29 protein-coding genes are annotated in these 25,734 nt (G+C 75.2%); 16 read left to right on the forward strand and 13 right to left on the reverse strand.

Annotated elements, in window-relative coordinates; genetic code table 11:
* Positions 1 to 15 precede the first annotated feature (15 nt).
* On the forward strand, positions 16 to 1,275 hold the full coding sequence (gene cobA / locus BMW27_RS13455; protein ID WP_091444944.1) for a uroporphyrinogen-III C-methyltransferase: 1,260 nt from the start codon (positions 16 to 18) through the stop codon (positions 1,273 to 1,275).
* 35 nt (positions 1,276 to 1,310) lie between these two features.
* Here cobA and BMW27_RS13460 read toward each other — a convergent pair whose 3' ends face one another.
* Entirely contained in the window at positions 1,311 to 2,147 is an 837-nt protein-coding gene (locus tag BMW27_RS13460) for a hypothetical protein (protein ID WP_091444946.1), read from the reverse strand.
* 91 nt (positions 2,148 to 2,238) lie between these two features.
* On the opposite strand from BMW27_RS13460, the gene BMW27_RS13465 reads away from it, so the two are divergent.
* The 3 genes from BMW27_RS13465 to BMW27_RS13475 are packed head-to-tail and all read left to right on the forward strand — an operon-like array spanning position 2,239 to position 4,293.
* Positions 2,239 to 3,162 (forward strand): ABC transporter ATP-binding protein, encoded by a 924-nt coding sequence (locus tag BMW27_RS13465; RefSeq protein WP_245743545.1) that lies wholly within the window; start codon positions 2,239 to 2,241, stop codon positions 3,160 to 3,162.
* Complete coding sequence (locus BMW27_RS13470; RefSeq protein ID WP_091444948.1) at positions 3,159 to 4,016, forward strand: ABC transporter permease; 858 nt, start codon at positions 3,159 to 3,161, stop codon at positions 4,014 to 4,016. Before BMW27_RS13465 ends, BMW27_RS13470 begins: the two co-directional genes overlap by 4 nt.
* 4 nt (positions 4,017 to 4,020) lie before the next feature.
* A complete protein-coding gene (locus BMW27_RS13475; protein WP_012946756.1) occupies positions 4,021 to 4,293 on the forward strand; it encodes a helix-turn-helix transcriptional regulator in 273 nt (90 codons plus the stop codon).
* A 7-nt stretch (positions 4,294 to 4,300) separates the two neighbouring features.
* Here BMW27_RS13475 and ygiD read toward each other — a convergent pair whose 3' ends face one another.
* Positions 4,301 to 5,095, reverse strand: a complete 795-nt coding sequence (gene ygiD / locus BMW27_RS13480; RefSeq protein WP_175486511.1) for a 4,5-DOPA-extradiol-dioxygenase — start codon at positions 5,093 to 5,095, stop codon at positions 4,301 to 4,303.
* Between the two features lie 102 nt (positions 5,096 to 5,197).
* Positions 5,198 to 5,668, reverse strand: coding sequence for a redox-sensitive transcriptional activator SoxR (gene soxR, locus BMW27_RS13485; RefSeq protein ID WP_091444951.1), 471 nt, complete (start codon positions 5,666 to 5,668; stop codon positions 5,198 to 5,200).
* Between the two features lie 48 nt (positions 5,669 to 5,716).
* On the opposite strand from soxR, the gene BMW27_RS13490 reads away from it, so the two are divergent.
* From BMW27_RS13490 to hflX, 4 genes are all read left to right on the forward strand, one after another.
* A complete protein-coding gene (locus BMW27_RS13490; protein ID WP_091444953.1) occupies positions 5,717 to 6,415 on the forward strand; it encodes an SDR family NAD(P)-dependent oxidoreductase in 699 nt (232 codons plus the stop codon).
* Positions 6,412 to 7,431, forward strand: a complete 1,020-nt coding sequence (locus BMW27_RS13495) for an S-adenosylmethionine:tRNA ribosyltransferase-isomerase (RefSeq protein ID WP_091444955.1) — start codon at positions 6,412 to 6,414, stop codon at positions 7,429 to 7,431. The genes BMW27_RS13490 and BMW27_RS13495 overlap by 4 nt, the downstream gene beginning before the upstream one ends.
* Before the next feature lie 12 nt (positions 7,432 to 7,443).
* On the forward strand, positions 7,444 to 8,124 hold the full coding sequence (locus tag BMW27_RS13500) for a spermidine synthase family protein (RefSeq protein WP_091444957.1): 681 nt from the start codon (positions 7,444 to 7,446) through the stop codon (positions 8,122 to 8,124).
* 94 nt (positions 8,125 to 8,218) lie between these two features.
* A complete protein-coding gene (gene hflX, locus BMW27_RS13505; protein ID WP_091444959.1) occupies positions 8,219 to 9,373 on the forward strand; it encodes a GTPase HflX in 1,155 nt (384 codons plus the stop codon).
* Here the strand turns inward: hflX and BMW27_RS13510 are convergent, their stop codons facing one another.
* Positions 9,374 to 10,081 carry a (2Fe-2S)-binding protein gene (locus BMW27_RS13510; RefSeq protein WP_245743546.1) on the reverse strand — a complete coding sequence of 236 codons (708 nt, stop codon included), beginning with the start codon at positions 10,079 to 10,081 and terminating at the stop codon, positions 9,374 to 9,376.
* 204 nt (positions 10,082 to 10,285) lie between these two features.
* Here BMW27_RS13510 and acs point away from each other — a divergent pair, with 204 nt between their 5' ends.
* The 3 genes from acs (at position 10,286) to BMW27_RS13525 (ending at position 13,896) form a co-directional block, all read left to right on the forward strand.
* On the forward strand, positions 10,286 to 12,235 hold the full coding sequence (gene acs / locus BMW27_RS13515) for an acetate--CoA ligase (RefSeq protein WP_091444963.1): 1,950 nt from the start codon (positions 10,286 to 10,288) through the stop codon (positions 12,233 to 12,235).
* A 202-nt stretch (positions 12,236 to 12,437) separates the two neighbouring features.
* Positions 12,438 to 12,944 carry a phage holin family protein gene (locus BMW27_RS13520; protein WP_091444965.1) on the forward strand — a complete coding sequence of 169 codons (507 nt, stop codon included), beginning with the start codon at positions 12,438 to 12,440 and terminating at the stop codon, positions 12,942 to 12,944.
* 25 nt (positions 12,945 to 12,969) lie between these two features.
* Positions 12,970 to 13,896 (forward strand): alpha/beta fold hydrolase, encoded by a 927-nt coding sequence (locus tag BMW27_RS13525; protein WP_091444968.1) that lies wholly within the window; start codon positions 12,970 to 12,972, stop codon positions 13,894 to 13,896.
* 114 nt (positions 13,897 to 14,010) lie between these two features.
* On the opposite strand, the gene BMW27_RS13530 is transcribed toward BMW27_RS13525, so the two are convergent.
* From BMW27_RS13530 to nth, 5 genes are all read right to left on the reverse strand, one after another.
* Entirely contained in the window at positions 14,011 to 15,192 is a 1,182-nt protein-coding gene (locus BMW27_RS13530) for a MarP family serine protease (protein ID WP_091444970.1), read from the reverse strand.
* 8 nt (positions 15,193 to 15,200) lie between these two features.
* Positions 15,201 to 15,611, reverse strand: a complete 411-nt coding sequence (locus BMW27_RS13535) for a cupredoxin domain-containing protein (RefSeq protein WP_091444972.1) — start codon at positions 15,609 to 15,611, stop codon at positions 15,201 to 15,203.
* Between the two features lie 170 nt (positions 15,612 to 15,781).
* Positions 15,782 to 16,546 carry an NUDIX hydrolase gene (locus tag BMW27_RS13540; RefSeq protein ID WP_091444974.1) on the reverse strand — a complete coding sequence of 255 codons (765 nt, stop codon included), beginning with the start codon at positions 16,544 to 16,546 and terminating at the stop codon, positions 15,782 to 15,784.
* The gene (locus BMW27_RS13545; RefSeq protein ID WP_091444975.1) at positions 16,543 to 17,133 is read right to left on the reverse strand and encodes a TlpA family protein disulfide reductase; all 591 of its coding nucleotides are present in this window, start codon (positions 17,131 to 17,133) and stop codon (positions 16,543 to 16,545) included. Before BMW27_RS13545 ends, BMW27_RS13540 begins: the two co-directional genes overlap by 4 nt.
* Complete coding sequence (gene nth / locus BMW27_RS13550; protein WP_245743547.1) at positions 17,130 to 17,915, reverse strand: endonuclease III; 786 nt, start codon at positions 17,913 to 17,915, stop codon at positions 17,130 to 17,132. The genes BMW27_RS13545 and nth overlap by 4 nt, the downstream gene beginning before the upstream one ends.
* 155 nt (positions 17,916 to 18,070) lie before the next feature.
* On the opposite strand from nth, the gene BMW27_RS13555 reads away from it, so the two are divergent.
* The gene (locus tag BMW27_RS13555) at positions 18,071 to 18,313 is read left to right on the forward strand and encodes a hypothetical protein (RefSeq protein ID WP_091444977.1); all 243 of its coding nucleotides are present in this window, start codon (positions 18,071 to 18,073) and stop codon (positions 18,311 to 18,313) included.
* Positions 18,314 to 18,488: 175 nt separating this feature from the next.
* On the forward strand, positions 18,489 to 19,163 hold the full coding sequence (locus BMW27_RS13560; protein WP_091444979.1) for a Crp/Fnr family transcriptional regulator: 675 nt from the start codon (positions 18,489 to 18,491) through the stop codon (positions 19,161 to 19,163).
* A 67-nt stretch (positions 19,164 to 19,230) separates the two neighbouring features.
* Here the strand turns inward: BMW27_RS13560 and BMW27_RS13565 are convergent, their stop codons facing one another.
* The 3 genes from BMW27_RS13565 to sp36 are packed head-to-tail and all read right to left on the reverse strand — an operon-like array spanning position 19,231 to position 20,673.
* Entirely contained in the window at positions 19,231 to 20,022 is a 792-nt protein-coding gene (locus BMW27_RS13565) for an NUDIX hydrolase (protein WP_091444981.1), read from the reverse strand.
* On the reverse strand, positions 20,019 to 20,492 hold the full coding sequence (locus BMW27_RS13570) for a RidA family protein (protein ID WP_091444983.1): 474 nt from the start codon (positions 20,490 to 20,492) through the stop codon (positions 20,019 to 20,021). Before BMW27_RS13570 ends, BMW27_RS13565 begins: the two co-directional genes overlap by 4 nt.
* Before the next feature lie 7 nt (positions 20,493 to 20,499).
* On the reverse strand, positions 20,500 to 20,673 hold the full coding sequence (gene sp36 / locus BMW27_RS23430) for a Sp36 family protein (RefSeq protein WP_012946737.1): 174 nt from the start codon (positions 20,671 to 20,673) through the stop codon (positions 20,500 to 20,502).
* Positions 20,674 to 20,808: 135 nt separating this feature from the next.
* Here sp36 and bagA point away from each other — a divergent pair, with 135 nt between their 5' ends.
* The 3 genes from bagA to BMW27_RS13590 are packed head-to-tail and all read left to right on the forward strand — an operon-like array spanning position 20,809 to position 25,308.
* The gene (bagA, locus tag BMW27_RS13580) at positions 20,809 to 21,801 is read left to right on the forward strand and encodes an ATPase BagA (protein ID WP_091445168.1); all 993 of its coding nucleotides are present in this window, start codon (positions 20,809 to 20,811) and stop codon (positions 21,799 to 21,801) included.
* Entirely contained in the window at positions 21,798 to 23,045 is a 1,248-nt protein-coding gene (gene bagB / locus BMW27_RS13585) for an ATPase BagB (protein ID WP_217638149.1), read from the forward strand. Before bagA ends, bagB begins: the two co-directional genes overlap by 4 nt.
* A gap of 43 nt (positions 23,046 to 23,088) precedes the next feature.
* Positions 23,089 to 25,308: a transglycosylase domain-containing protein gene (locus tag BMW27_RS13590; RefSeq protein ID WP_091444985.1), complete on the forward strand. Its 2,220-nt coding sequence runs from the start codon at positions 23,089 to 23,091 to the stop codon at positions 25,306 to 25,308.
* A 34-nt stretch (positions 25,309 to 25,342) separates the two neighbouring features.
* On the opposite strand, the gene BMW27_RS13595 is transcribed toward BMW27_RS13590, so the two are convergent.
* Positions 25,343 to 25,678 carry a hypothetical protein gene (locus BMW27_RS13595; RefSeq protein ID WP_091444988.1) on the reverse strand — a complete coding sequence of 112 codons (336 nt, stop codon included), beginning with the start codon at positions 25,676 to 25,678 and terminating at the stop codon, positions 25,343 to 25,345.
* Positions 25,679 to 25,734: the final 56 nt, after the last annotated feature.

Here is a 25,734-nt window from a genome sequence, read left to right on the forward strand (position 1 = left end):
CGGCGAGGAGCGACCGTGAGCGCCACCCCGGTCGACCCCGCGAGCGGGGTGGTCTACCCGGTCGGGCTGCGGCTGCTGGACCGGGAGGTCGTCGTCGTCGGCGGCGGGCAGGTGGCGCACCGCCGCGTCGCCGGGCTGCTGGAGGCCCGCGCGCGGGTCACGGTGGTCAGCCCCGAGGTGACGCCGGCGCTGGAGGCGCTGGTCGGCCCGGGCGCGGTCACCTGGCTGCGCCGCCGCTACGAGCCGGGCGACCTCGGCGGCGCGTGGTACGCGGTGGCCGCGACCGACGACCCCGAGGTCAACGCAGCGGTCGCCGAGGAGGCCGAGCGGTCGCGGGTGTTCTGCGCCCGCGCCGACGACCGGTCGGCGTCCAGCGTCTGGACCCCGGCGGTCGGCCGGCAGGGCGACCTCGTCGTCGGCGTGCACGGCGGCGGCGACCCGCAGCGCGCGGTCGGTGTGCGGGACGCGGTGCTGGCCGGCCTGACCGACGGCACCATCCGCGACCACGCGGGCCGGGAGGGCCCCGCCGGGCGACCGGGCTCGGTCGTCCTCGTCGGCGGCGGCCCCGGCGATCCCGGGCTGATCACCGTGCGCGGCCAGCAGGCGGTCTCCCAGGCCGACGTCGTCCTCGCCGACCACCTCGCGCCGCAGTCGCTGCTGGCCTCGCTGCCGGCCGACGTGGAGGTCATCGACGCCTCGAAGCTGCCGCGCGGCCGGTACATGGCCCAGGAGCAGATCAACGCGCTGCTGGTCGAGCACGCCCGGGCCGGGAAGCGGGTGGTGCGGCTCAAGGGCGGCGACCCGTTCGTCTTCGGCCGCGGCATGGAGGAGCTCGAGGCCTGTGTCGCCGCGGGCGTGCCGGTGGAGGTGGTGCCCGGGGTGACCAGCGCGATCGGCGTCCCCGGGCTGGCCGGCATCCCGGTGACCCACCGCGGGCTCACCCACGAGTTCGTCGTCGTCTCCGGGCACGTGCCGCCGGGTCACCCGCAGTCCCTCGTCGACTGGGAGGCGCTGGGCCGGCTGCGCGGCACCGTCGTCGTCCTGATGGGCGTCGACACGGCACCGGCGATCGCCGCGGCGCTGGTCGAGCACGGCCGCGCGCCGGAGACGCCGGTGGCCGTCGTTGCCGACGGCTCGACGCCGACCCAGCACGCGGTGCGCACCACGCTCGCCAGCCTGGGGCAGACCCTGGCCGACGAGGGCATCCGCCCGCCCGCCGTCTGGGTGGTCGGCGAGGTCGTGCGACTGACCGCGGGGCTCGCGCACCCGCGCTGACGCCCCCGACCCTGCCCGGCGTTCCCGCGGGAACGTCAGCGGTCGGCCGGGACGGCGCGGTCGCGCAGCAGCCGGACCACCGCCTGCGGGTCGTCGGCCCAGAAGGCGACGCGGGCCACCGGCTCGTCCTGCCCAGCCACCGGCACCGGCGAGTCGACGCACAGTTCCACATTCGAGTCGCCCATGACCGAGAGCACCAGCCGGTCGCCGTCGCGGAGGACGGTCCGCCCGTGCTCGGACTCCACGCGGCGCCGGACCGAGACCAGGCCGCCCAGCGGGACGGTGATCGCGTGCAGGTGCCCGAAGCGCAGCACCAGCTCGCCGTCGCGGAGCAGGTGCGGGTGCTGGAACAGCGACAGCCCCGAGCCCAGCACCCAGACCAGCGCGTAGACCGACACGGCGAGCAGGACCCACCGCGCGACCTCCCACGGGAGCAGCACGTGGACGACGGCCGTCTCCAGCACGCCGAGGGCGGTCACCGCGCCGAGGACCAGGCCGAAGCGGCCGGCGTAGGGCAGCGGCACGTCGTCCGGCCCGACGGCCGAGCGGCGCCGGACGGCCCACCAGAGCGCCCGGACCACCCCGGCCTCGGCGCGGACCAGCCGGAGGAGCACCGGTGGCCAGACGGCCTCCGCCCCCGCGACGAGACCCGCGCGCCGGCCCCCACCCCGCTGCCGCGTCGCCCGGTACGCGCGGCGGAAGGCGGCCGCCTCGACGACCAGGACGACGGCGAAGAGCGCCTCCAGGACCAGCGCCACGACGAGGCCGGTCCGCAGCGACAGCACCCCGGACAGGACCAGCGCGACGTCGACCAGCGGGACGACCAGCGCCAGCCAGCGGAGCGCCGGGAGGAGCACCGTCCACGAGACCATCCCGAGCTCCCGTCATCCGTGCTGCGAGTAGTTGTACTGCCGATGTAGTACACCTACTATCACCGCGGCGGCAAGACGTCGAGGAGGCGCGGTGACCCGGAACGTGTCGGAGCAACCGGTCGTGCGGGTCCGCGGCCTGCGGATGACCTACGGCACCCACGAGGTGCTCACCGGCGTCGACCTCGACGTGCACTGCGGCGAGGTGGTCTGCCTGCTCGGCCCCAACGGCGCGGGCAAGTCCACGACGATCGAGGTGCTGGAGGGCTTCCGGCTGCCGTCGGCGGGCGAGGTGCGCGTCCTCGGCGCCGACCCCGCGCGGGCCGACGACGCGTGGCGGGCCCGGGTGGGCGTCGTCCTGCAGTCGTGGCGCGACCACCCCCGCTGGACCCCGCGCCGGCTGCTCACCCACCTCGGCGGCTTCTACCGGCCCTACTCCACGCCCGAGCGGCCCCGCCCCCACGACGTCGACCGGCTGCTGGAGACCGTCGGCCTCACCGACGACGCCGACCGCAGGATCGCCACGCTCTCCGGGGGACGACGGCGGCGGCTGGACGTCGCCGTGGGCCTCGTCGGCCGGCCGGAGCTGCTCTTCCTCGACGAGCCGACCGCCGGGTTCGACCCCGAGGCCCGCCGGGACTTCCACGACCTCGTGCACCGGCTCTCCGACCTGGAGGGCACCAGCGTGCTCCTGACCACCCACGACCTCGGCGAGGCCGAGCGGCTGGCCGACCGGATCCTCATCCTCGCCGGCGGCCGGATCGTCGCCGACGGCAGCGCGGACGCCCTCAACCGGCAGGTGGCCGCCACCAGCGAGGTGCGCTGGACCCGGCACGGCGAGCGGTTCGTGCACGCCACCGACGAGCCCACCCCCTTCGTGCGCCGGCTGTTCGAGCAGTACGGCGACGAGGTGGCCGACCTCGAGGTCCACCGGGCCAGCCTGGAGGACACCTACCTCGCCATGGTGACCCGGCACCAGTCCGGCGTCCGGCCCGAGCTCGTGGAGGTGGCCCGGTGAGCGGGGGCAGCGCGTACGCCGTTCGGCTGGGTCTGCAGCGCGGCTGGACCGAGTTCACGCAGAGCCTGCGGGCCGTCCAGGACCAGGCCGGCTACCTCGTCCTGGCCGCGCTCACGGTCGGCTACCTCTGGGTCAACCGCGCCGACCCGGTCGAGGGGACCTCGCTGCTCTACCCGACCGTGGCACTGCCGGGGATCCTCGCCGGCCTGGTCGCCTACAGCGCCGTCTTCAACACCGCCTTCGTCCTCGCCATGGAGCGCGAGGACGGCACCCTGCTGCGGCACCGCGCGCTGCCCTCCGGGATGCGGGGCTACGTGACCGGCCAGGTGGCCCTGCAGTCGCTGAACCTGGTGCCCACGCTGCTCGTCGTCCTCGTGCCCAGCGCCCTGCTCTTCGACGGCGCGGTGCCCGGCAGCGCCGGCGGCTGGCTCACCGTCGGGTGGGTGCTCGCGCTCGGCCTGCTGGCCACGCTGCCGCTGGGGATGGTGCTGGGCTCGGTCGTGCCGGACGCCCAGAAGGTGGGCCTGTGGGGTCTGCTGCCCCTCGTCGGGGTCACCGCGATCTCCGGCGTCTTCTTCCCCGTCCAGGCGCTGTGGGGTTGGGTGCAGGCGGTGGCCCAGCTCTTCCCGGTCTACTGGATCGGCCTCGGACTGCGCTCGGCGTTCCTCCCCGACGCCGCGGCCGCCGTGGAGCTCGGCGGCTCCTGGCGCACCGGGACGACGGTCCTCGTGCTCACCGCCTGGGCGGTGGCGAGCCTGCTGGCGGCCCCCGTGGTGCTGCGGCGGATGACGCGCCGCCAGTCCGGGTCCCAGGTCGCCGCGGCCCGGGACACGGCCGGCCAGTGGATCAGGTGAGCCCGTGAGCGGCGACAAGTCCGGGGACGCCGTCTACAACCGGATCGCGCTGCTGCGCGCCGAGCAGGGCGTCACCCGGCGCGAGCTGGCCGACGCCCTGGGCGTCCACTACCAGACCGTCGGCTACCTGGAGCGCGGCGAGTACAACCCCAGCCTGCACCTGGCGCTGCGCATCGCCGAGTTCTTCGGCCTGCCGGTCGAGGTGGTCTTCTCCACGCGGCCCTTCCCGCGGATCAGCGACGCCGGGACCCCGGAACCGCCCGCGGCCGCCGGGTAGGCGCCGGTCAGCCGACGTCGACGACGGCGGGGGGCGTCATGCCGACGGTGTAGGACGCCATCGACAGCGAGCCGTCGGTGAACCCGTCGACCAGCAGCTCCGCCGTCGTGCCGGTCGCCCCCGCGATCCCGGCGACGTAGAGCAGCGGCAGGAGGTGCTCGGGGGTGGGGACGGCGAGGCCGGCGTCCGGGTGCCCGTCGAGGGTGGCGACCTCGGTGGGCCGCTCCACCATCAGCTCGCGCACCCGCTCGTCGAAGCGGTGCGCCCAGTCGTACCCGCTGTCGGGCATGGTGCGGCTCACCGCGGCCAGGTTGTGGACGACGTTGCCGCTGCCGATCACCAGCACGCCGTCCTCCCGCAGCGGCGCCAGCGCGGCGCCCAGCCGCAGGTGGTGCTCGGCGGGCTCGAGCGCGTTGACCGACAGCTGCACCACCGGCACGTCGGCGTCCGGGAAGGCGTGCCGCAGCACCGACCAGGCGCCGTGGTCGATGCCCCAGCTGTCCAGGTCGGCGCCGACCCACGTCGGGTGGACGACGTCGGCGACCTCCTCGTACAGCTCGGGCAGCCCGGGCGCCCCGTAGTCGACGTCGTAGAGCTCGCGCGGGAAGCCGAAGAAGTCGTGGATGGTGCGCGGCCGCGGCATCGCGGTCATCGCGGTGGCGTGCAGGTACCAGTGCGCCGAGACGACGAGGACCGCCCGCGGCCGTGGCACCGCCTGACCGAACGCGCGCCAGGCCCGCGTGTAGCGGTTGTCCTCGATGGCGTTCATCGGGTTGCCGTGGCCCAGGAACGCAGCCGGCATCACCGTCACGCCGTGATCCTCTCCCGCACGCGCGGCGCGTGCGACACCGGGAGGATCACCCGGCGTCGGTCCCGGCGGTCACCCTGGCGTCGGTTCCGGTGGTCACCCGGCATTGGAGGTCGGCGGCACGCGCCGCAGCGCCGGGGACAGCCGGCGCGCACCCGGCCCCTCCCTGCCGGCGACGTCGCCGGGGTTGTAGAGGCCGCACCGGGTCAGCGACAGGCAGCCGCAGCCGATGCAGGACGACAGTCCGTCTCGCAGCTGCACCAGCGCCGCGATCCGCTCGTCGAGCCGCTCCCGCCAGGACGCCGAGAGCCGGGCCCAGTCGCGACCCGACGGCGTCCGCCCGTCCGGCAGGGTGGCCAGCGCCTCGCGGATCTCCGGGAGCGTGAGCCCGACGTTCTGCGCGGCGCGGACGAACGCCAGCCGGCGCAGCACGCTGCGCGGGAAGCGGCGGGCCCCGCCGGCCGTCCGGGTGGCGGTGACCAGGCCCTGCGCCTCGTAGTAGCGCAGCGCGGAGACGGCCATCCCCGACCGCTCGGCCACCTGCCCGATGGTGAGCAACCCGTCCACGACGTCTCCTCTTGACCTCGAGTTCACTTGAGGTCCGACGGTAGCGCCATGACACCTCCCACCGCACTCGTCACCGGCGCCTCCCGCGGGCTCGGCGTCGCCCTCGCCGAGGCGCTGAACCGCCGCGGCTGGCGGCTCGTCGTCGACGGCCGCGACCCCGACCGGCTGGCGGCCGGCGTCGCCGCGCTCCCCCGGCCCGACCTGGTCACCGCCGTGGCCGGCGACGTCGCCGACCCCGCCCACCGGGCCGCCCTCGCCGCCACCGTCCCCGGCCGGCTGGACCTGCTCGTCAACAACGCCAGCGAGCTCGGCCCCACCCCGCTGCCCCGGCTGGCGGACCTGCCGCCCGCGGCCCTCGAGCGGGTGCTGGCGGTGAACACCGTCGCCCCGCTCGCCCTGGTCCAGGCGGTGCTGCCGGCGCTCGAGCGGGCCCGCGGGGTCGTGCTCGACGTCAGCAGCGACGCCGCGGTCGAGGCCTACGAGGGGTGGGGCGGGTACGGCGCGAGCAAGGCCGCGCTGGACCGGCTGAGCGCCGTCCTCGCCGTCGAGCACCCGGCCCTGCGGGTGTACGCCGTCGACCCGGGCGACATGGCCACCGACATGCACCGCGCAGCCGACCCCGACGCCACCGGGCTGCCGGAGCCGGCGGCCGTCGCCCCCGCGCTGCTGCGGCTGGTGGACGGTGACCTCCCCAGCGGCCGGTACCGCGCGGCGGAGCTGGCCGTCCCCGCGGAGACCGGACGGTGACCGCCGTCGCCATGGGTGCCGAGGCGAGCGCGCCGCCGGAGCGCCGGGGCCTGGCCCGCGACGGCGTCCGGCTGATGGCGGTCCGGCCGGGCGGCCTCACCGAGACGACCTTCCGTGACCTGCCCGAACTGCTCGAGCCCGGCGACCTCGTCGTCGTCAACACCTCGGCGACGCTGCCCGCGCGCCTCGACGTCCGACGGGCCGACGGCGTCGGCGCCCCGCTGCACGTCTCCACCACGCTGGACGACGGCGACTGGGTCGTGGAGCTGCGCCGTCCGCACAATGACGGCCCGGACCGCGGCGTGGAGCCCGGCACGGTGCTCGACCTGCCGGGCGGGGTCCGGCTGCGGCTGCTCGAGGGCTTCCCCACCCCGGCGCGGGCGTCGCGGCTGTGGCGGGCCCGCCCCGATCCGGACGTCCCCGCGGCCGAGCTCCTGAGACGGCACGGCACGCCCATCCGCTACGGCCACCTCAGCGCCGCCGTCCCGCTGGCCGACGCGCAGAACGTCTACGCCACCGATCCCGGCAGCGCGGAGAACGCCAGCGCCGGGCGGCCGTTCACCGACCGGGTGCTGGTGCGGCTGATGGCCCGCGGGGTCCCCGTCGTCCCGGTGGTGCTGCACGCCGGCGTCTCCAGCCCCGAGCTGCACGAGCCGCCGGTGCCGGAGCGCTACCGGGTGCCCGAGGTCACCGCCCGGCTGGTGAACGCCACCCGCGCGGCCGGGAGCCGGGTCGTCGCCGTGGGGACGACGGTCACCCGAGCGCTGGAGACGGCGACCGGCGAGGACGGCGTCACCCGCACCGCGGCCGGCTGGACCGACCTGGTGCTCGGTCCGGACCGCCCCGCCCGGGTCGTCACCGGCCTGCTCACCGGGCTGCACGCGCCCGACGCCAGCCACCTGCTGCTGCTCGAGGCGGTGGCCGGCCGCGAGCTGGTGGACGAGGCCTACGCCCGGGCCGCCGCCGGCGGGTACCTGTGGCACGAGTTCGGCGACACGATGCTGTTCCTGCCGTGAGGGGGTGGGCCGGTGGTCGAGACGCTGCTCCGGGCCGAGGGGCCGCGCGGCGAGGTGGCCCTCCGCCGGCGCACCACCGACGACGGCGGCACGCACCTGGAGCTGGTCGTCGACGGCGTCTTCGCGATGGACGACACCGACACCACCACCGAGTGCGCCCTGGCCACCGAGGCGCTGAGCCGCCTCCCGGGCGCCGACCTGCAGGTGCTCGTCGGCGGGCTCGGCCTGGGGTGGACGGCGGCCACCGCGCTCGCCGAGCCGCGGGTCGGCACTGTCGAGGTGGTCGAGCTGCACGAACCCCTGGTGCGGTGGGCCGAGCAGGGCAGGCTCCCGGCGCTCCCGCCCGGCGCCCCGCGGCTGCGCGTGCGCACCGGCGACGTCGCCGACGTCCTGGGCGAGCACGACGGCTGGTGGGACGCCGTCCTGCTCGACGTCGACAACGGTCCGGGCTTCCTCGTGCACCGGTCGAACGACGCGCTCTACCGCCCAGCCGGACTGGCCGGCGCGGTGGCTGCGCTGCGTCCCTCCGGCGTCCTGGCGATCTGGTCGAGCTCCCCGGCCCCGCGGCTGCGGCAGGCGCTCGCCGGGCTGCCCACGACCACGGACGCCGAGGAGCTGCTACTGCCGGTGGCCCGCGACGGGCACGAGTTCACCTACGCGGTCGTGCTCGCCCGCCGCTCGGCGACCGGGTGAGCCGGCCGGCCGCGCTCCGGTGGCGGCCCACCACCCGGGGAACGAGGCTGGGGACGCCGGAGCAGACGGCGCCACCCGGGTTCGGGAGACGCACATGCCAGGGACGTGGCTGCTGGGCAGCGAGGTCGCGCAGGACGGGGACCGCGACGGGGACGGCGGACCGGACGGCGCACGCGCGGTGCTGCTGGGCCTGCGGGACGGCGGGCGCGGCGCGGTCGACCCGCTGGACGAGCTGGAGCGGCTGGCCGACACCGACGGGGTCGCCGTCGTCGGCCGGCTGGTGCAGCCCCGCGACCGGCCCGACCCGGCGACCTACCTGGGGTCGGGCAAGGTGGCCGAGCTCGCCGACCTGGTGCGCGACCGCGACGCCGGCCTGGTGATCGCCGACGGCGAGCTCTCCCCCGCGCAGGTGCGCAACCTCGAGGAGCGGCTCGGTGCGCGGGTGGTGGACCGGACCGCGCTGATCCTCGACATCTTCGCCCAGCACGCGCGCAGCTCCGAGGGCAAGGCGCAGGTCGAGCTGGCCCAGCTGGCCTACCAGCTGCCGCGGCTGACCGGCCACGGCGTGGAGATGTCCCGGGTCGGTGGCGGGCGCACGGCGGGTGGCGCGGGCATCGGTGTCCGCGGCCCCGGCGAGCAGCAGCTGGAGTCCCGCCGCCGGCACCTGCGGCGGCGGATGACGCTGCTGCGCCGGCAGGTGCAGGACACCGCACGGCGGCGGGAGCGCACCCGCTTGCGGCGGCGCCGCAACCGGGTGCCGGCAGTGGCGCTCACCGGCTACACCAACGCCGGGAAGTCGGCGCTGCTGAACCGGCTGGCCGGCGCCGACGTCCTGGTGCAGGACGCGCTGTTCGCCACGCTCGACCCGACGGTCCGCCGCACCCGGACCCCCGACGGCCGGCCGTACACCCTCACCGACACCGTCGGGTTCGTCCGCCACCTGCCGCACCAGCTGGTCGACGCCTTCCGCTCCACCCTCGAGGAGGTCGTCGACGCCGACCTCGTGCTGCACGTCGTCGACGCCTCGGCCGCCGACGCCATGGGCCAGGTGACCGCCGTGCGCGGGGTGCTCTACGAGATCGGCGCCCGGGACCACCCCGAGCTGCTGGCGCTCAACAAGGTGGACGTCGCCCCGGCGGGCTGGCTGGCGGCGCTGCGGAGCGCCTACCCCGACGCCGTCCCGGTGTCCGCGCTGACCGGCGAGGGCGTCGAGGGGCTGCGCCGGGCGATCGGGGAGCGGCTGGGCTGATCAGCGCATCCGCGCGGCGGTGTCCTCGAGCAGCACCTCGCGCTCGGCGGCCGGCCGCCGCGGGCAGGAGGTGCACAGCGGCTCGGGCGGCAGCCGGTAGAGCAGGCAGCACGACACCCGCCGGGTGAAGCTGACGCCGCCGACGTCGACGTAGCGGGGCACCGGGAGCGGCGGTCCGACGGCGGCCGCCAGCGGCGCGGCCAGCGCGGTTCCCCGCCGCTCCTCCCCCAGCGCCCGGCCCAGGGCGAGCAGCCGGTTGGCCAGCGAGTCTGCGGCGATCGCCCAGAGCGGCCGCGCGCGCATGCGGCCGGCCGCGGCCACGACGTCGACCACCTCGGCGAGGGTGTCCCGCAGCTCGGCTGCGGCGTCCCCGCCCGGCGCCGACGACGTGGCGGCCACCGGGGTCCCGCCCGCCAGCAACGCCACGGAGGTGTCGGCCAGCCGGGCCGACAACGGCCGACCGGTGACCAGCCCGGCCAACACGGGGGTGAGCAGCACCGAGGACGCCGAGTACCACCACACGGTGGCCAGCACCCGCCGGTCGTCGGAGGCGTACCGCGCCCCGAGCGCCGCCAGCCGCGCGCTCGTCCAGTCGGCGTCGGCGAGCAGCGCGGCCGGGACGGCGACCGCGGACGGGGGCGCCAGCAGGCCGAGCGCGGCCGCACCCGGCACCCGGGCGGCCACCGCCGCCTGCACGCCCGCCGTCACCCCGCCAGTCTGGCCGCCGGGCGCGAACCGGACCACGCGCCCCGCTGCGCCGACGTTGCGCCGGGCAGACGGGAAGCGTCGTGGGCCATACGGTGTGACAGAGGACACTCCGCGTCGCGCTGCTGCCGGGACGCCGGGTGCCGACCGCGACGACCGGACACAGGACAGGCGTCGACGACGACGCCACGGAGCAGGAGGAGTCGCATGAGCGAGTCGACCGAGCTGGAGGGCCGCCGGTTCCCGGCGCCGGAGGAGCTGACGGCACAGGCCAACGTGGGTCCCGACGTCTACGAGCGGGCGGCCCAGGACCGGCTGGGCTTCTGGGCGGAGGCGGCCGACCGGCTGACCTGGGCGCAGAAGTGGGACGAGGTCCTGGACTGGAGCAACCCGCCCTTCGCCAAGTGGTTCGTCGGCGGCAAGCTCAACGTCGCCTACAACTGCGTCGACCGGCACGTCGAGGCCGGCCACGGCGAGCAGGTCGCCTACCACTGGGAGGGCGAACCGGGCGACACCCGCACGATCACCTACGCCCAGCTCAAGGACGACGTCTGCAAGGCCGCGAACGCGCTGGTGGAGCTGGGCGTGCAGACTGGCGACCGGGTCGCCATCTACATGCCGATGATCCCGGAGGCGGTCGTCGCGATGCTGGCCTGCGCCCGCATCGGCGCCGTCCACATGGTGGTGTTCGGCGGCTTCTCCAGCGATGCGCTGGCCAGCCGGATCACCGACTCCGGCGCCGTCCTGGTGATCACCTCCGACGGCGGCTACCGGCGGGGTGCGCCCAGCGCGCTCAAGCCGGCGGTGGACGAGGCGGTCGGCCGCACCGACAGCGTCCGCAACGTGCTCGTCGTCCGGCGGACCGAGCAGGACGTGGCGTGGTCCGAGGGCCGCGACCTGTGGTGGCACGACGTCGTCGACCGGCAGTCGACCGAGCACACCGCCGAGGCGTTCGACGCCGAGCACCCGCTCTACATCATGTACACGTCGGGGACGACGGCGTCGCCGAAGGGCATCCTGCACACCTCCGGCGGCTACCTCACCCAGGTCGCCTACTCGCACTGGGCGACCTTCGACCTCAAGCCCGACACCGACGTCTTCTGGACCTCTGCCGACATCGGCTGGGTCACCGGCCACAGCTACATCGTCTACGGGCCGCTGGCCAACCGGGCCACCTCGATCATGTACGAGGGGACGCCGGAGACCCCGCACCGCGGGCGCTGGTTCGAGCTCATCGAGAAGTACAAGGTCACGATCCTCTACACCGCGCCCACGGTGATCCGGACCTTCATGAAGTGGGGCGAGGACATCCCGGCCAAGTTCGACCTGTCCTCGCTGCGGGTCCTCGGCTCGGTCGGTGAGCCGATCAACCCCGAGGCCTGGCTCTGGTACCACGAGCACATCGGTGGCGGCCGCTGCCCGATCATGGACACCTGGTGGCAGACCGAGACCGGCGCGCACATGATCACCCCGCTGCCCGGCGTCACCAGCCTCAAGCCCGGGTCGGCGCAGACGCCCTTCCCCGGCATCGCGGCCAAGGTCGTCGACGACGAGGGCAACGAGCTCGGCGACGACACCACCGGGCTGCTGGTGCTCACCGAGCCGTGGCCGGCGATGCTGCGGACGATCTGGGGCGACGACAACCGCTACGTCGACACCTACTGGTCGCGGTTCGGCAAGGAGGTCTACTTCGCCGGGGACGGCGCCAAGAAGGACGCCGACGGCGACATCTGGCTGCTCGGCCGGGTGGACGACGTCATGAACGTGTCCGGGCACCGCATCTCCACCACCGAGGTCGAGTCCTCGCTGGTGGCACACCCCACCGTCGCCGAGGCGGCGGTCGTCGGCGCCAGCGACCCGACCACCGGCCAGGGCATCGTCGCCTTCGTCATCCTCCGCGGGAACGCCGAGGACTCCGGCGACGAGCTGGTCCAGCAGCTGCGCACCCACGTGGCCAAGGACATCGGCCCGATCGCCAAGCCGCGCCAGATCATGGTCGTGCAGGAGCTGCCCAAGACCCGCTCCGGCAAGATCATGCGCCGGCTGCTGAGGGACATCGCCGAGAACCGCGAGCTCGGCGACGTCACGACGCTCACCGATTCCTCGGTGATGAACCTGATCAAGGACAAGCTGCCGGCGTCCTCCTCGGAGGACTGAAGGAGGACCCCGTCCTCCCCACCCTTCGCAAGCTCAGGGCGGGACCCGGGACGGGGCCGTTCCAGGACGTCACCCGGCCTCCCGCGCTCGTGCGCGGGAGGCCGGGGGGCGCGCTTGGTGATCATGGGGCACGATCTCCCCAGGTGGGTCCGCTCGCATCGGGCGGCCCGGTATCCGCCCGTCGACCCCAGGAGGTGCCCTCGTGGCCCACAGCGCACCGTCGAACCCGTCCGGGGCACGGAGCACCAGCCGCGCGGAGGAGCCCTCCGTCGGTGCCCTGGTGCAGAGCGCCATGGCCGACGTCTCGACGCTGATCCGCAGCGAGATCGAGCTGGCCAAGGCCGAGGTCGGCAAGTCGGCGAAGAAGGCCGGGATCGGGGCCGGGGCCTTCGGTGCGGCCGCCGTCCTGCTCGCCTTCTCCGGCATCTTCCTGTTCGTCACCATCGCTGAGTTCCTCACCTGGCTGGGGCTGGAGCGCTGGATCTCCTACCTGATCGTGTGGCTGCTGCTGGTGGTGCTGGCCGGCATCGCCGCCCTCGTGGGCCGCAGCTCGCTGAAGAAGATCGAGAAGCCCGAGCGGACGATCGAGACGCTGCGCGACCTGCCCGAGGTCATCCACCGCGAGGCGCCCGGCCAGCGTCGCCGCGAGGTGCCGACCGTCAGCAACGGCCGCGTGCAGCTGCGCGGCAGCGAGAACTACACCGTCTGAGCGGGCGCCCGGCGCGCCCGCACCGGTGAGCACCCCCGGCACGGAACGGCCGGACGCCACCAGCGTCCTGCTCCCCGGCCCCTGGACGCACCGCGACCTGTCGGCCAACGGCGTCCGGCTGCACGTCGCCGAGGCCGGCGAGGGCCCGCTGGTGCTGCTGCTGCACGGGTTCCCCGAGTTCTGGTGGGCCTGGCGGGCGCAGCTGCCGGCCCTGGCCGCGGCCGGCTTCCGCGCCGTCGCGCCCGACCTGCGCGGCTACGGCGGCAGCGACAAGCCCCCGCGCGGCTACGACCTGCCGACCGCGGCCGCCGACGTCGCCGCACTGGTCCGCGCGCTGGGCGAGCGCGACGCCGTCGTCGTCGGCCACGACTGGGGCGGGCTGGTGGCCTGGACGATGGCCGCGCTGCACCCCCGGAGCGTCCGCCGGCTGGCCGTGCTCTCCATGGCCCACCCCCGGCAGCTGCGTGCCGCGCTGGCCGACCGGGCGCAGCGGAGGGCACTGCGCCACATCCTCGGCTTCCAGCTGCCCCGCCTGCCCGAGCGGCGGCTCACCCGGGCCGACGACGACCCGGTGGCCGACCTCATGCGCCGCTGGGCCGGGCCCGCGTGGACCGGCACCGCCGGCTTCGCCGAGGCGGTGTCCCGGTACCGGTCGGCCGCGCGCATCCCTCAGGCCGCCTACGGCTCGATGGAGTACTTCCGCTGGGCCGGCCGCTCCCAGCTGCGCCCCGACGGGCTGCGCTACGCCCGCCGGATGGCCGCTCCGGTGACCGCGCCGACGCTGCAGCTGCACGGCGTGCTCGACCCCTGCGTGCTGCCGTCGTCCGCCCGCGGGTCGGGCCGCTACGTGGCCGGCGCCTACGAGTGGCGGGAGCTGCCCGGCGTCGGGCACTTCCCGCACGAGGAGGTGCCGGGGGAGGTCAACGCGGCCCTGGTCGGCTGGGCCCGGTGACGGACTGGAGAGGGCTCCCCGCGGGCGGCCCCGTCCAGGGCACCGCCCCGAGCGTGCCAGGAGTGGGGAGGACGGTGTCCTCCTCTTCGAGGCGTCGGGGGAAGGGTGGTCCTCCTACTCGCAGGCGCCGGTCGTCACCGGGGACGACGAGGCCTGGCCCGTGACGACCGCGTCCTCGACCTGCTCGTAGGTGAGCGCGTAGCCGGTCAGCGGGTCGTCGATGGCCGAGGCGAAGACGACGCCGAGCACCTGCCCCTGCGAGTCGAACAGCGGACCCCCCGAGTTGCCCGCGCGCACCTCGCCGTAGAGCGCGTAGACGTCGCGGACCACGGTGTCCTCGTTGCGGAAGTCCGGGCCGCTGATGTCGGTGTGGTCGCGCACCCGCGCCGGCCCGACGAACAACCCGCCGCCGCCGGGGTAGCCCATGATGATCGCGTCGTCCCCGGAGTCGGCGGGCTCCGGGGAGAACGTGAGCGGCACCTGCGGCAACCCGGGCACGGCGAGCACCGCGACGTCGGTCGCCTCGTCCACGTACACCGGGACGGCCTCGTACTCCTCGCCCTCCGCGGCCACGACCGGGTCGCTGACGCCGGCGAGCACGTGCGCGTTGGTCATCACCCGCTCCCGGGCGTAGACGAAGCCGGAGCCGTCGATCTGCCGGGCGCACGACGGCGCCACCCCGCTGATCTGCACCACCGAGCCCTGCACCGAGCTCACCACGGGGCTCTCCCGCAGCGCCTGGTCCGGTGCGGCGACGTCGGGGACCTGCGTGGGGGTCAGCGGGTCCAGGACGTCGGGCAGCCCGTTCTGGTCGATGGCCTCCCGCAGGGCGTCGTAGACCACCCGGACGCCGTCCGGGACGCTGCGGTCGACCGCCTGGACCAGCGCCGAGTTCTTCACCTGGCTGGCGACCTGGGGGAACGGCGCCTGGGCCAGGGGCGTGGCCACCATCCAGGCGACGAGCAGCACCGCGATCGCCGACAGCACCGCACCGGCCACCGAGTCGACGACCTCGGCCGGTTGCCACGTCACACGGCGGCGCACCGCCCGGCCGATGGCGCCGGCCAGCACCTGTCCCAGCAGCGCCGCGGCGAGGACGACGACCAGCGCGGCGAACACCCGGGTGGTCGCCGTCCCGTCGAGGCGCTCGGCGACCGGCCGGGACAGTTGGGCACCCAGCACGGCGCCGCCGAAGAAGCCGAAGAACGAGGTGGCCGAGACGATGACGCCCTGGCGGAACCCGGAGAAGGCGAAGACCAGTGCCAGTCCGATGAGGACGAGGTCGACGATCGACATGCTCGCGCTCAGCCGCTGACCGTCATGGTGCCGAACTGCTGCAGCTGGGTGTGGAAGCTGCACTCGAAGCCGTACTCACCGGGCGTGGTCGCGGTTAACTCGATGGTGCGGGTCTCCCCCGGGGTCAGCAGCGGGATCTCCGGGTCGATCGGCGCGGGGCCGTCGTCCGGGGTGAAGCGGAAGTTGTGCGTCATCTGCTCGGCGACGTTGGCGACGGTGAGCCGCACCGGGCCGGGCGCGACGGTGAACTCGCTGGGGGTGAAGACGTAGTCGTCCTGGGTCTGCAGGGTGACCTCCTGGACGCCGTCGGGCGCCGTCGTCACCGTGCCCAGCGCCGGACCCGACGACGGCGCCGCCTCCTGCCCGGCCGTCCCCCCGCCGCCGCACCCGGCGAGCAGGACCACGGCGACGGCGACCACGGCGGCCTTCCTGCACGGGCCCCGGCCGTGTCCGGGCCCCGGCCCCGGGCGACCCCGTCCAGAGGCTCGCCGCCGGCCGTCCTGCAGGGCTCCGCCGTGGGCCTGCGAACGGTGGGGGGCAGGAGGGTCCTGGTTCGGTGAGGAGGACGCGGTCCTGCTCCTTCTGCCGTTCATCGCGGGGGAACGGTACTTGTCGGAGGGCCGTCGGGTGCGGGGTCGGCGACCGTCGGCGCGGCGGCCTCCTCGTCGTCCGTGGTGTCGAGGGTGCCGGGCAGCTGCGGGCGGCGGGCACCGAGCGCCGGCAGCGGCCGCACGTCCGTCGCGTCCCAGGGCCGAGCCAGCCCGGCGGCCTCGAGGATCGCGTCGAGCAGGCCGCCGGTGAAGCCCCAGACGACCATGCCGGCGACGCCGAACGCCGGGCCGACGTAGCCCGACGGGTGGCGGATCCGGAAGCGGTTGGCCGGGTCGGCGAGGTCGGCCAGCGGCACCCGTGCCACCCGGGCCACCTCGCGCGGGTCGCCGACGGTGACGTCGCGCGGGTCGTCCCACCAGGCCACGACCGGCACCACGAGGTTGTCCGAGGGCCCGAGGAACAGCTCCGGCAGCGTGGCGAGCACGCGGACGCCGTCCGGGTCGATGCCCGCCTCCTCCTCGGCCTCCCGCAGCGCGGTGCCGACGGGGTAGTCGTCACCGGGGTCGGCACCGCCACCGGGGAAGGCCGGCTGCCCGGCGTGGGTGCGCAGGTGCGCGGACTTCTCGATCAGCAGGACGTCGGCGCCGCGAGGGCCCTCGCCGAAGAGGATCAGGACCGCCGAGCGGCGGGCGGTCGCCGTCGGCCGGGGCATCCGGTGGCGCAACGGCAGGTCGTCGCCCACGTCGAGCAGCCGGCGCAGGTACTCCGGCAGCGCGGATCCGGGCGTGGCCGCGTCGGTCACAGCGTCACCCCGAGGTGCTCGGCGACCAGGCCCTCCAGCTCGGCGACGTCGGCCACGGGGCCCACCTGGACGTGCGCGATCCCGCCGTCGGCGTCGAGGAGGTAGGTGTAGGGCAGCGCGCCCAGGCCCAGCTCGGCCATCAGCTCCCCCTCCCCGTCGAAGGCGCTCGGGAAGCTGGCGCCGGCGTCCGCGGCGAAGGAGGCCGCCTGCGGAGCGCCATCCCGGCTGATCACGCCGACCACCGCCAGCCGGTCCCCGCCGGCGTCGGCCAGCTGCTGCACCAGCGGCAGCTCCTCCCGGCAGGGACCGCACCAGCTGGCCCAGAGGTTCACCACGGTGGGCACGCCGGGCGCGCGGGCGAGGTCGAGCGACCCGCCACCCGGGCAGGCCAGGTCGAGGGCCGGCAGCGTCTGCGCGCCCTCCGCCGGCCGGTCGGGCTGCTCCGGGCACGGCCCGAGGACGGTCAGCGGGTCGGGGGACGGCGACGCCACGGCGCCGTCGGGCTCCTCCGTCGCGCCGGCGGTGCACCCGGCCAGCGTCAGCCCGAGCGCGAGCACGCCGGCCGCCGTCCTGTTGCGGGTGCTCATTCGGTGTCGGAGGCGGCCGGGGTCTTGACCAGCTTCGTGGCGACCTCCGGGTCGGTCGGGCCGATGCCGTACGACGGGCACCACCGGGCCAGGCCGCACGCGCCGCAGGCCGCCTTCTTGGCGTGGCAGACCCGCCGGCCGTGGAAGATCACCCGGTGGCTGAACATGGTCCACTCGCGCTTGGGGACCAGCTCGGCGACCTCGGCCTCGACCTTGACCGGGTCCTCCTCCGCCGTCCACCCGAACCGCCGGACCAGCCGGCCGAAGTGGGTGTCGACGGTGAGCCCGGGGACGTCGAACGCGTTGCCCAGGACGACGTTGGCGGTCTTGCGGCCCACGCCGGGCAGGGTGACCAGGTCGGCCATGCGGCCGGGGACCTCGCCGTCGAACCGCTCCAGCAGCGCCTGCGCGAGGCCGAGCACCGAGTTCGCCTTGGCGCGGAAGAAGCCGGTGGGCTTGAGGACCTCCTCCAGCTCCGCGCGGTCGGCGCCGGCCAGCGCCTGCGCGTCCGGGTACTTCGCGAACAGGACGGGCGTGACCCGGTTGACCGTCTTGTCGGTGGTCTGCGCCGACAGCACGGTGGCGACCAGCAGCTCGAAGGCGTTGGTGAAGTCGAGCTCGCAGTGCGCGTCGGGGTGGATCACCGCCAGCTCGCGGGCCATCCGCCGCGCCCGACGGGTGCGCGCGAGTGGCGTCTCCTGCGGGTCGAACGGGGAGCCGCCCCGGGCAGCGGCACGGCGGGCGCGCGGTGGGACGGGCCGGGCGTAGGCGGGCGAGGACACGCGATCGAGGGTAGGCGGACCGGCTGACGGGGCCCGTGCCATCATCACGACCGCCTCGGCCGGGCTTCCCGCGCGACGCCCCTGGGTACCTGGGAGTGCACGCGCGAGCCGGCCGGTCCGGTCCGCGTCCTGCGACGAGGAGAGAGGAGGAGCCGGTGGTCGCCCTCATCGTCATCCTGTTCCCGCCCCTGGTCATCGCCTTCCTGCTGGTGATGGAACGCGTCGAGGAGCCACTGCGCCGGCCTGCCGGCCCCCGTGAGGTGGCCGAGTTCCTCTCCACCGCCAGCGCCGGTGAGGTCGACACGCTGGCCAACTCCGGCATCCGCCGCGCCATGGCCCGTTGGCGGCGACGTCGCGCATCGCGGGTGCGTCGCGGGGCCGAACCGCCCGTGGTCTGAGGAAGGACCCTGCAGGGGGCCGAGCTCACCCCTCGGGGTGGCCGGGTGTCCCACCGATCGGGTGACGACGCGCACAGGCCCCTAGACTCTCTGCGGACGGCGCCGCGAGGACGCGGCTGCCGACCGGGCCGGCCGCGTGCCGGTGTCCCCAGGTGTGTGTGCGAGAGGACGCGTAGTGGACGAGGTGCTGGCCCAGTCGGGGCTCTTCCAGGGGCTGCCGCAGGATGCGGTCGACCCGGTCGTGAGCCGCCTGGAGACCGTGACGCTCCCCCGCGGCCGCGTGGTCTTCAACGAGGGCGAGCCGGGTGACAGCCTCTTCGTCGTCATCTCCGGCAAGATCAAGCTCTCCCGCCGGTCGCCCGACGGCCGTGAGAACGTGCTGGCCGTGATGGGCCCCTCCGACCAGTTCGGTGAGCTGTCGGTCTTCGACCCCGGCCCGCGCACCGCGACGGCCACCGCGGTCACCGACGTCAAGCTGGCCCGCATGCCGCAGTCGGTGCTGCGCCCGTGGATCGAGGCGCACCCCGAGGTCGGCGAGCGGCTGCTGCACGTGCTGGCCCGCCGGCTGCGCCGCACCAACGACTCGGTCGCGGACCTGATCTTCACCGACGTCCCCGGCCGCGTCGCCAAGGCGCTGCTGCAGATGGCCGACCGGTTCGGCAGCCGCGAGGGCGAGGGCCTGCGGGTCAAGCACGACCTGACCCAGGAGGAGCTGGCCCAGCTGGTCGGCGCCTCCCGCGAGACCGTGAACAAGGCGCTGGCCGACTTCGTGCACCGTGGCTGGATCCAGCTGCAGGGCAAGTCGGTCGTCGTCCTCGACGAGGAGCGCCTGCGCCGCCGCGCGCGCTGAGGCACCTACCGCTCCGTTGCGCGAGGAGGGCCCCGTCCCGGCTGGGGACGGGGCCCTCCTCGCGCGCTCACGAAGGGAGCGGCACGACCATCCGGATCCGCGTGCCGTCGGGCAGGAGGGCCCAGCGGCCGTCGGGTTCCTCGGCGAACGACGGGCAGATCGGGTGCAGCGGCTCCGGCGGTGACCCTGCCAGGGCGGCGGCGACGTCGGCGAAGGGCTCGAGCTGCCCGAGGGTGTGGATCGTCGGCGGCAGCATCGGCCGGGTGCCGGCGGTCATCTCGGCCAGCGCCGCGGACGGCGTCAGCCAGCTGACCTCGTCGGCCTCGCCGGTGACGTGCCGGGCCTCCTGGCCGACCGGCAGCGCCGCGGCGAAGAACTTGGTGTCGTAGCGCCGCGGCTCGGCCGGCGGGGTGATCCAGTGCGCGAAGGGCCGCAGCAGGTCCGAGCGCAGGGCCAGCCCGCGGTCGGCGAGCAGCTCGGCGAGCGACAGCTCCCGGGCCAGCAGGGCCTGGCGCTGCTCCTCCCAGTCCTCGCCCGAGACGTCCGGGACGACGTCGCCGCCGTCGGCCCCCGCGAGCAGGACGCCGGCCTCCTCGAACGTCTCGCGGACCGCCGCGCAGACCAGCTCGCGCGCGGTCCGCTCGTCGCAGCCGAAGGCGTGCGCCCACTCGGCGGGCGACGGCCCGGCCCACGCGGTCTCGACGTCGCCGTCCCGCGGGTCGACGCCGCCGCCCGGGTAGGCGGTCATCCCGCCGGCGAACGGCATCCCGCGGGTGCGCCGGAGCAGGTACACCTCCAGGCCGGGAACGCCGTTCCGCAGCAGCAGCACCGTCGCCGCCTGCCGCGGCTCCGCGATCACCTCAGCTCGACCGTGAGCTCGACCTCGACGGGCGCGCCCAGCGGGAGCTCGGCCACGCCGATGGCGCTGCGGGCGTGCCGGCCGGCGTCGCCGAAGACCCGGCCGAGCAGCTCGCTGGCCCCGTTCACCACCCGCGGCTGGCCGGTGAAGCCCTCCGCGCTGGCGACGTAGCCGACCACCCGCACGACGCGGGCGATCTCGTCCAGTCCCACCAGGTCGTCGATCGCGGCGAGGGCGTTGAGGGCGCACAGCTTGGCGTCGTGCGCGGCGTCCTCGGGGTCGACCGAGCCGCCCACCTTGCCGGTGCGGCGCAGCCCACCGTCGACGAAGGGCAGCTGGCCGGACGTGTAGACCAGCTGGCCGCTGCGCACCGCCGGGACGTAGGCCGCGACCGGTGCGGCGACCGCGGGCAGCCGGATGCCGAGCTCGACCAGCCGGGCGTGCCAGCTGGTGGTCTGCGGGCTGGTCATGGCCGGGTCAGCCGACGGGGCGCTTGAGGTAGGCCACGGGCTGGTCGGCCCCGCCCGGGCCGGGCAGCACGGTCACCAGCTCCCAGCCGTCGACGCCCCAGGAGTCGAGGATCGCCTTGGTGTTGTGGATCAGCAGCGGGATGGTGGCGTACTCCCACCTGACGCGGGCGGATTCGCTCATGGCCGCGACGCTAGCGCAGCGCCTCGGTCCCGTCCGGCCCGCCTCGGGCCTGTGGGCGGCCCTTCTGCAGGGCCCCGCCGTGAGCTTGCGAACGGTGGGGAGCAGGAGGGTCCTCCAACTCCTAGGCTCGTGTCCGTGAATCCCGCCCCCTCCCCCGTGCGCTGCCACGTCGTCACCGGCAAGGGCGGGACCGGCAAGACCACGGTCGCCGCGGCCCTGGCACTGGCCCTCGCCGCCGACGGCCGCCAGGTGCTGCTGGTGGAGACCGAGGGCCGCCAGGGCATCGCCCAGCTGTTCGACACCCCGCCGCTGCCCTACGAGGAGCGGCGGGTCGCCGTCGCCCGCGGCGGCGGGGTGGTCAAGGCCCTGGCGATCGACGTCGAGGAGGCCCTCCTCGAGTACCTCGAGATGTTCTACAACCTGCGGCGGGCCGGGCGGGCGCTGCGCCGGGTGGGCGCCGTCGACTTCGCCACGACGATCGCTCCGGGCCTGCGGGACGTGCTGCTCACCGGCAAGGTGAAGGAGGCGGTGACCCGCCGCCACGACGGCCGCCCGGTCCACGACGCCGTCGTCGTCGACGCCCCGCCGACCGGCCGGATCACCCGCTTCCTCAACGTCACCGGCGAGATGGCCGGGCTGACCCGTTCCGGACCGATCAAGACGCAGAGCGACGGCGTCATGGCGGTGCTCAAGTCGCCGCAGACGGCGGTCCACCTGGTGACGCTGCTGGAGGACATGCCGGTGCAGGAGACCGCCGACGCCATCGCCGAGCTCACCGCCGCCGGGCTGCCGGTCGGCTCGGTGGTGGTGAACATGGCCACCGAGCCGGCGCTGCCCGAGCCCGCGCTGGCCCGCGCCGCGCAGGACGGGCTGACCGGCGCCGACCTGGCCCCCGCCCTGGCCGCGGCAGGACTGCAGGACGTCCCGGGGCTGGCCGACGCGCTGGCCGCCGAGGCCACCGAGCACGCCCGGCGCTGGGCCGCGCAGGACGAGCTGCGCGACGAGGTCGAGGCGCTCGACCGGCCGACGGTCGAGCTGCCGCTGCTCCCCGGGCCGATGGACCTCGGCACGCTGTTCCAGCTCGCCGGCCGGCTGGAGGAGCACCTGCGGACCGAGGTGGCGGCATGAGCCAGGCGACCGAGGCGGCGCCGACCGGGCGCACCCGCCGGGCCCCGCGGCCGCCGGCACCGCCCGCGGCGGAGGCGCTGCCGCTGGAGCTCGCTGAGCTGGTGACCGACCCGGACACCCGGATCGTGGTCTGCTGCGGCGCTGGCGGCGTGGGCAAGACGACGACGTCGGCGGCCCTGGCGCTGGCCGCGGCGGAGGCCGGTCGCACCGTCGTCGTCCTCACGATCGACCCGGCGCGCCGGCTCGCCCAGTCCCTCGGTCTCGTGGAGCTGGACAACGAGCCGCGGCGGGTCGACGTCCCCGGGGCCCGGGGCGAGCTGCACGCGATGATGCTGGACATGAAGCGCACGTTCGACGACATCGTCGTGGCGCACTCGACGCCCGAACGTGCCGAGCAGATCCTCGAGAACCCCTTCTACCAGGCGCTGTCCTCGTCCTTCGCCGGGACGCAGGAGTACATGGCGATGGAGAAGCTGGGCCAGCTGCGGGCCGGCGACCGGTGGGACCTGATCATCGTCGACACCCCGCCGTCACGGTCGGCGCTGGACTTCCTCGACGCCCCGAACCGGATGAGCCGCTTCCTCGACGGCACGATGATCCGGCTGCTCACCGCGCCGAGCCGCACCGGCTTCAAGATCGCCAGCGCCGGCTTCCTGTTCTTCAGCCGGATCATCTCCAAGATCCTCGGCGGGCAGCTGCTGCGGGACATCTCCGCGTTCGTGTCCGCCCTGGACACCATGTTCGGCGGGTTCCGGGAGCGGGCGACCGCCACCTACGAGCTGCTGCGCCGGCCGGGCACCTGGTTCGTCGTCGTGGCGACGCCCGAGCCCGACGCGCTGCGGGAGGCCTCCTACTTCGTCGACCGGCTCTCGGCCGAGCAGATGCCGCTGGCCGGGCTGGTGGTCAACCGGACCCACCCACCGACGACGACGGCGCTGTCGGCGACCCGGGCCGACGGTGCCGCCGAGGAGGCCCTCGAGTCGGGGCGGGAGGGCGCCGAGCTCGCCGCGGGGGCGCTGCGGGTGCACGCCGAGCGGATGACGCTGGCCACCCGTGAGCAACACCTGGCCGACCGGTTCACCAGCGCTCACCCGGAGGTCGCCGTCCGCACGGTGCCGGCCGCCGCCGGCGACGTGCACGACCTCGACGGGCTGCGCGTCATGGCCGACGCGCTGACCGGTCCGGACGGCGACACGCCGACGGGTGTGCCACGGCGGCGCATCCTCCCCGCGCGCCGTCGCTGAGCGCGGGGGCTCGGCCGCCCGCCGCCACGTACATTGGCGGCCGATGTCTGCCGACGCCCCCGATCGCGCCCGGGTCCTGGCGAAGCTCGCCGCGACGATCGTCCTCGCCGGTGCCCTCGTGGCCGGCATGCTGCTGCCGTTCGTGGGCGGCACCGGTCTCGCCGCGCGCAACTCCGCCTCGCTGCTGGACGCCCTGCCGGTCGAGCTGACCGACGAGACGCCGGCGGGCAACACCCGCGTGCTGGCGGCCGACGGCTCGCTGATCACGATGTTCTACCGGAACAACCGGACGCCGGTGGCCGCCGACCGGATCGCCCCCGTGGTGAAGCAGGCGCTGGTCGCGATCGAGGACGCCCGCTTCGAGGAGCACAACGGCCTCGACGTGCAGGGCACGCTGCGGGCGCTGGCGACCAACGTGGCGGCCGGCTCGGTTCGGGAGGGCGGCTCGACGCTCACCCAGCAGCTGGTCAAGCAGACCCTCGCGCAGACCGCCGACACCGCCGAGGAACGACAGGCGGCCACCGAGCAGAGCGTGGGCCGCAAGCTGCGGGAGGCGCGGATGGCCCTCGCCCTGGAGGAGGAGTACTCCAAGGACGAGATCCTCACCCGCTACCTGAACCTCGTGTACTTCGGCCAGGGGGCCTACGGCGTCCAGGCCGCCGCGCAGCGCTACTTCAGCGTGGATGCCGCCGACCTGACCCTGCCGCAGGCGGCCATGCTGGCCGGCCTGGTGCAGAGCCCGTCGAACGACGACCCGATCACCAACCCGGAGAACGGGCAGAACCGGCGCAACCAGGTGCTGCAGCGGATGCTGGACGTCGGGATGATCGACCAGGCCCAGTTCACCGAGGCGTCGGCACAGCCGGTGCAGGTGGCGCAGGGCGCCGTCCCGCCCAACGGCTGCATCGACGCCTCGATCGGCGGCTTCTTCTGCGCCTTCGTGCAGCAGTACCTCACCCAGACGCTCGGCCTGTCGCAGGCCCTGCTGGACGACGGCGGGCTGACGATCCAGACGACGCTGCGGCCGGACCTGCAGCGCTCCGGGGACCAGGCCGTGCTCGGGACCCTGGCGGTGGGCGACCCGCTGGTCGGCGTCTTCACCGCCGTCGAGCCGGGCACCGGGCACGTGCTCGCCATGGCGAACAACCGCCGCTTCGGCTGCGACGGCCCCGAGTGCGAGTCGGTCAACTTCAACGTCGTCCCCAGCAAGGGCGCCGGCTCGACGTTCAAGGTCTTCACCGCCGCAGCGGCTCTCGAGGAGGGCTTCGGGCCCAACCACGTCATCACCACTGGCGAGCCGTACGTCTCGCGGGTCTACCGGGACGGGAGCGGCCCCTACGACGTGGTGAACGTGGGCGACAGCTACCCGAACACGCTCGACATGGAGCGGGCTCTGTACCTGTCGTCGAACACCTACTTCCTCGCCCTCGAGGACCAGCTGGGCTCGGTCGAGGGACCGGTGCGGATGGCGCAGCGCCTGGGCATGCGCTTCGACGCGCCGAACCAGTACCCGGCCGAGACGATCATCGCGGAGAACCGGGGCTCGTTCACGTTCGGCACCGACGCGACCAGCCCGCTGGACCTGGCCAACTCCGCCGCCACTCTGGCCGCCACCGGCACCCGGTGCGAGCCCACGCCGGTCACCGCCGTCCTCGACCGCACCGGCGAGCCGCTCACCGTGGATGGCCGGCCGGTGTTCGAGGGCAGCGACTGCACGCCGGACGCCGTCCCGGCCGAGGTCGCGTCGACCATGAACACGATGCTGCGCAAGGACGTCGAGCCCGGCTTCCGCGGGCAGACCGGCGCGCGGGCCTACGTCCCCGGTCACCAGATCGCCGGCAAGACCGGGACCAACCAGAACCGGGACTCGGTGGCCTTCATCGGCTACACACCGCAGTACTCGGCCAGCGTGATGGTCTTCAGCCCCCTGCAGAACCAGGACGTCGGTGGTTTCGGTGGCGCGCTGGGTGCCGGCATCTGGGGGAACGCGATGAGGCCCATCCTGAGCGCGCAGGCACCGGTGCCGTTCACCGCACCGGCCGCCCCCGCCCCTGCTCCCGCGCCCGCGGCTCCAGCGGCATCGCAGACGGCGCCGGACACCGCACCCACGCCGTCCCCTGCCGCGGACCCCGCCGCCGTCGAGCCGGCGCCGGCCGACCCGGCCGCGCAACCGGCGGCCGCGCAGCCCCCCGCGGCTCCGGTCGACCCGACGGCTGGTGCCGGCAACGGGACCGGGGGCGGCGACACCGGCGCGAACGGCTGAGCCGCTCCGGCGGGTCAGGCCACCGCGGCCGGTGTCACCGGCCCCGCGCGCTCCCCCCGGGTCCCGGGGGACGGCGCGGGACGACGGTGGCGCCCTCCCGGAGGAGCTCGGCCAGGACGCGCTCGGCCGCCCGCCGGCGGGCGGCGGCCCGTTCCCGCAGCACCGCGGCGAGGTGGGGGCTGGTGCACCGTCCGGCCCGCTCGTCCAGCACGCGGGCGGTCTCCGCGTAGAGGGCGTACCGGCGCAGCAGGTCGAGCAACTCCCGGCGGGACTCGAACGACGGCCGGAGCGGCACCGGACCCCCACCGCGTGCTCCGGGGAGCCGGGACGGACTGCTGCCGACGGCGCCGTGCACGGTCACGGTCGCCACCTCCTCGCGATCGACGGTGGTCTGTCGCAGAGGAAGACGCCTCCGGCGTCCGGGGA

Origin of the sequence: Geodermatophilus poikilotrophus (genome assembly GCF_900111455.1) — a bacterium.
In the GTDB taxonomy this organism is placed as follows: domain Bacteria; phylum Actinomycetota; class Actinomycetes; order Mycobacteriales; family Geodermatophilaceae; genus Geodermatophilus; species Geodermatophilus poikilotrophus.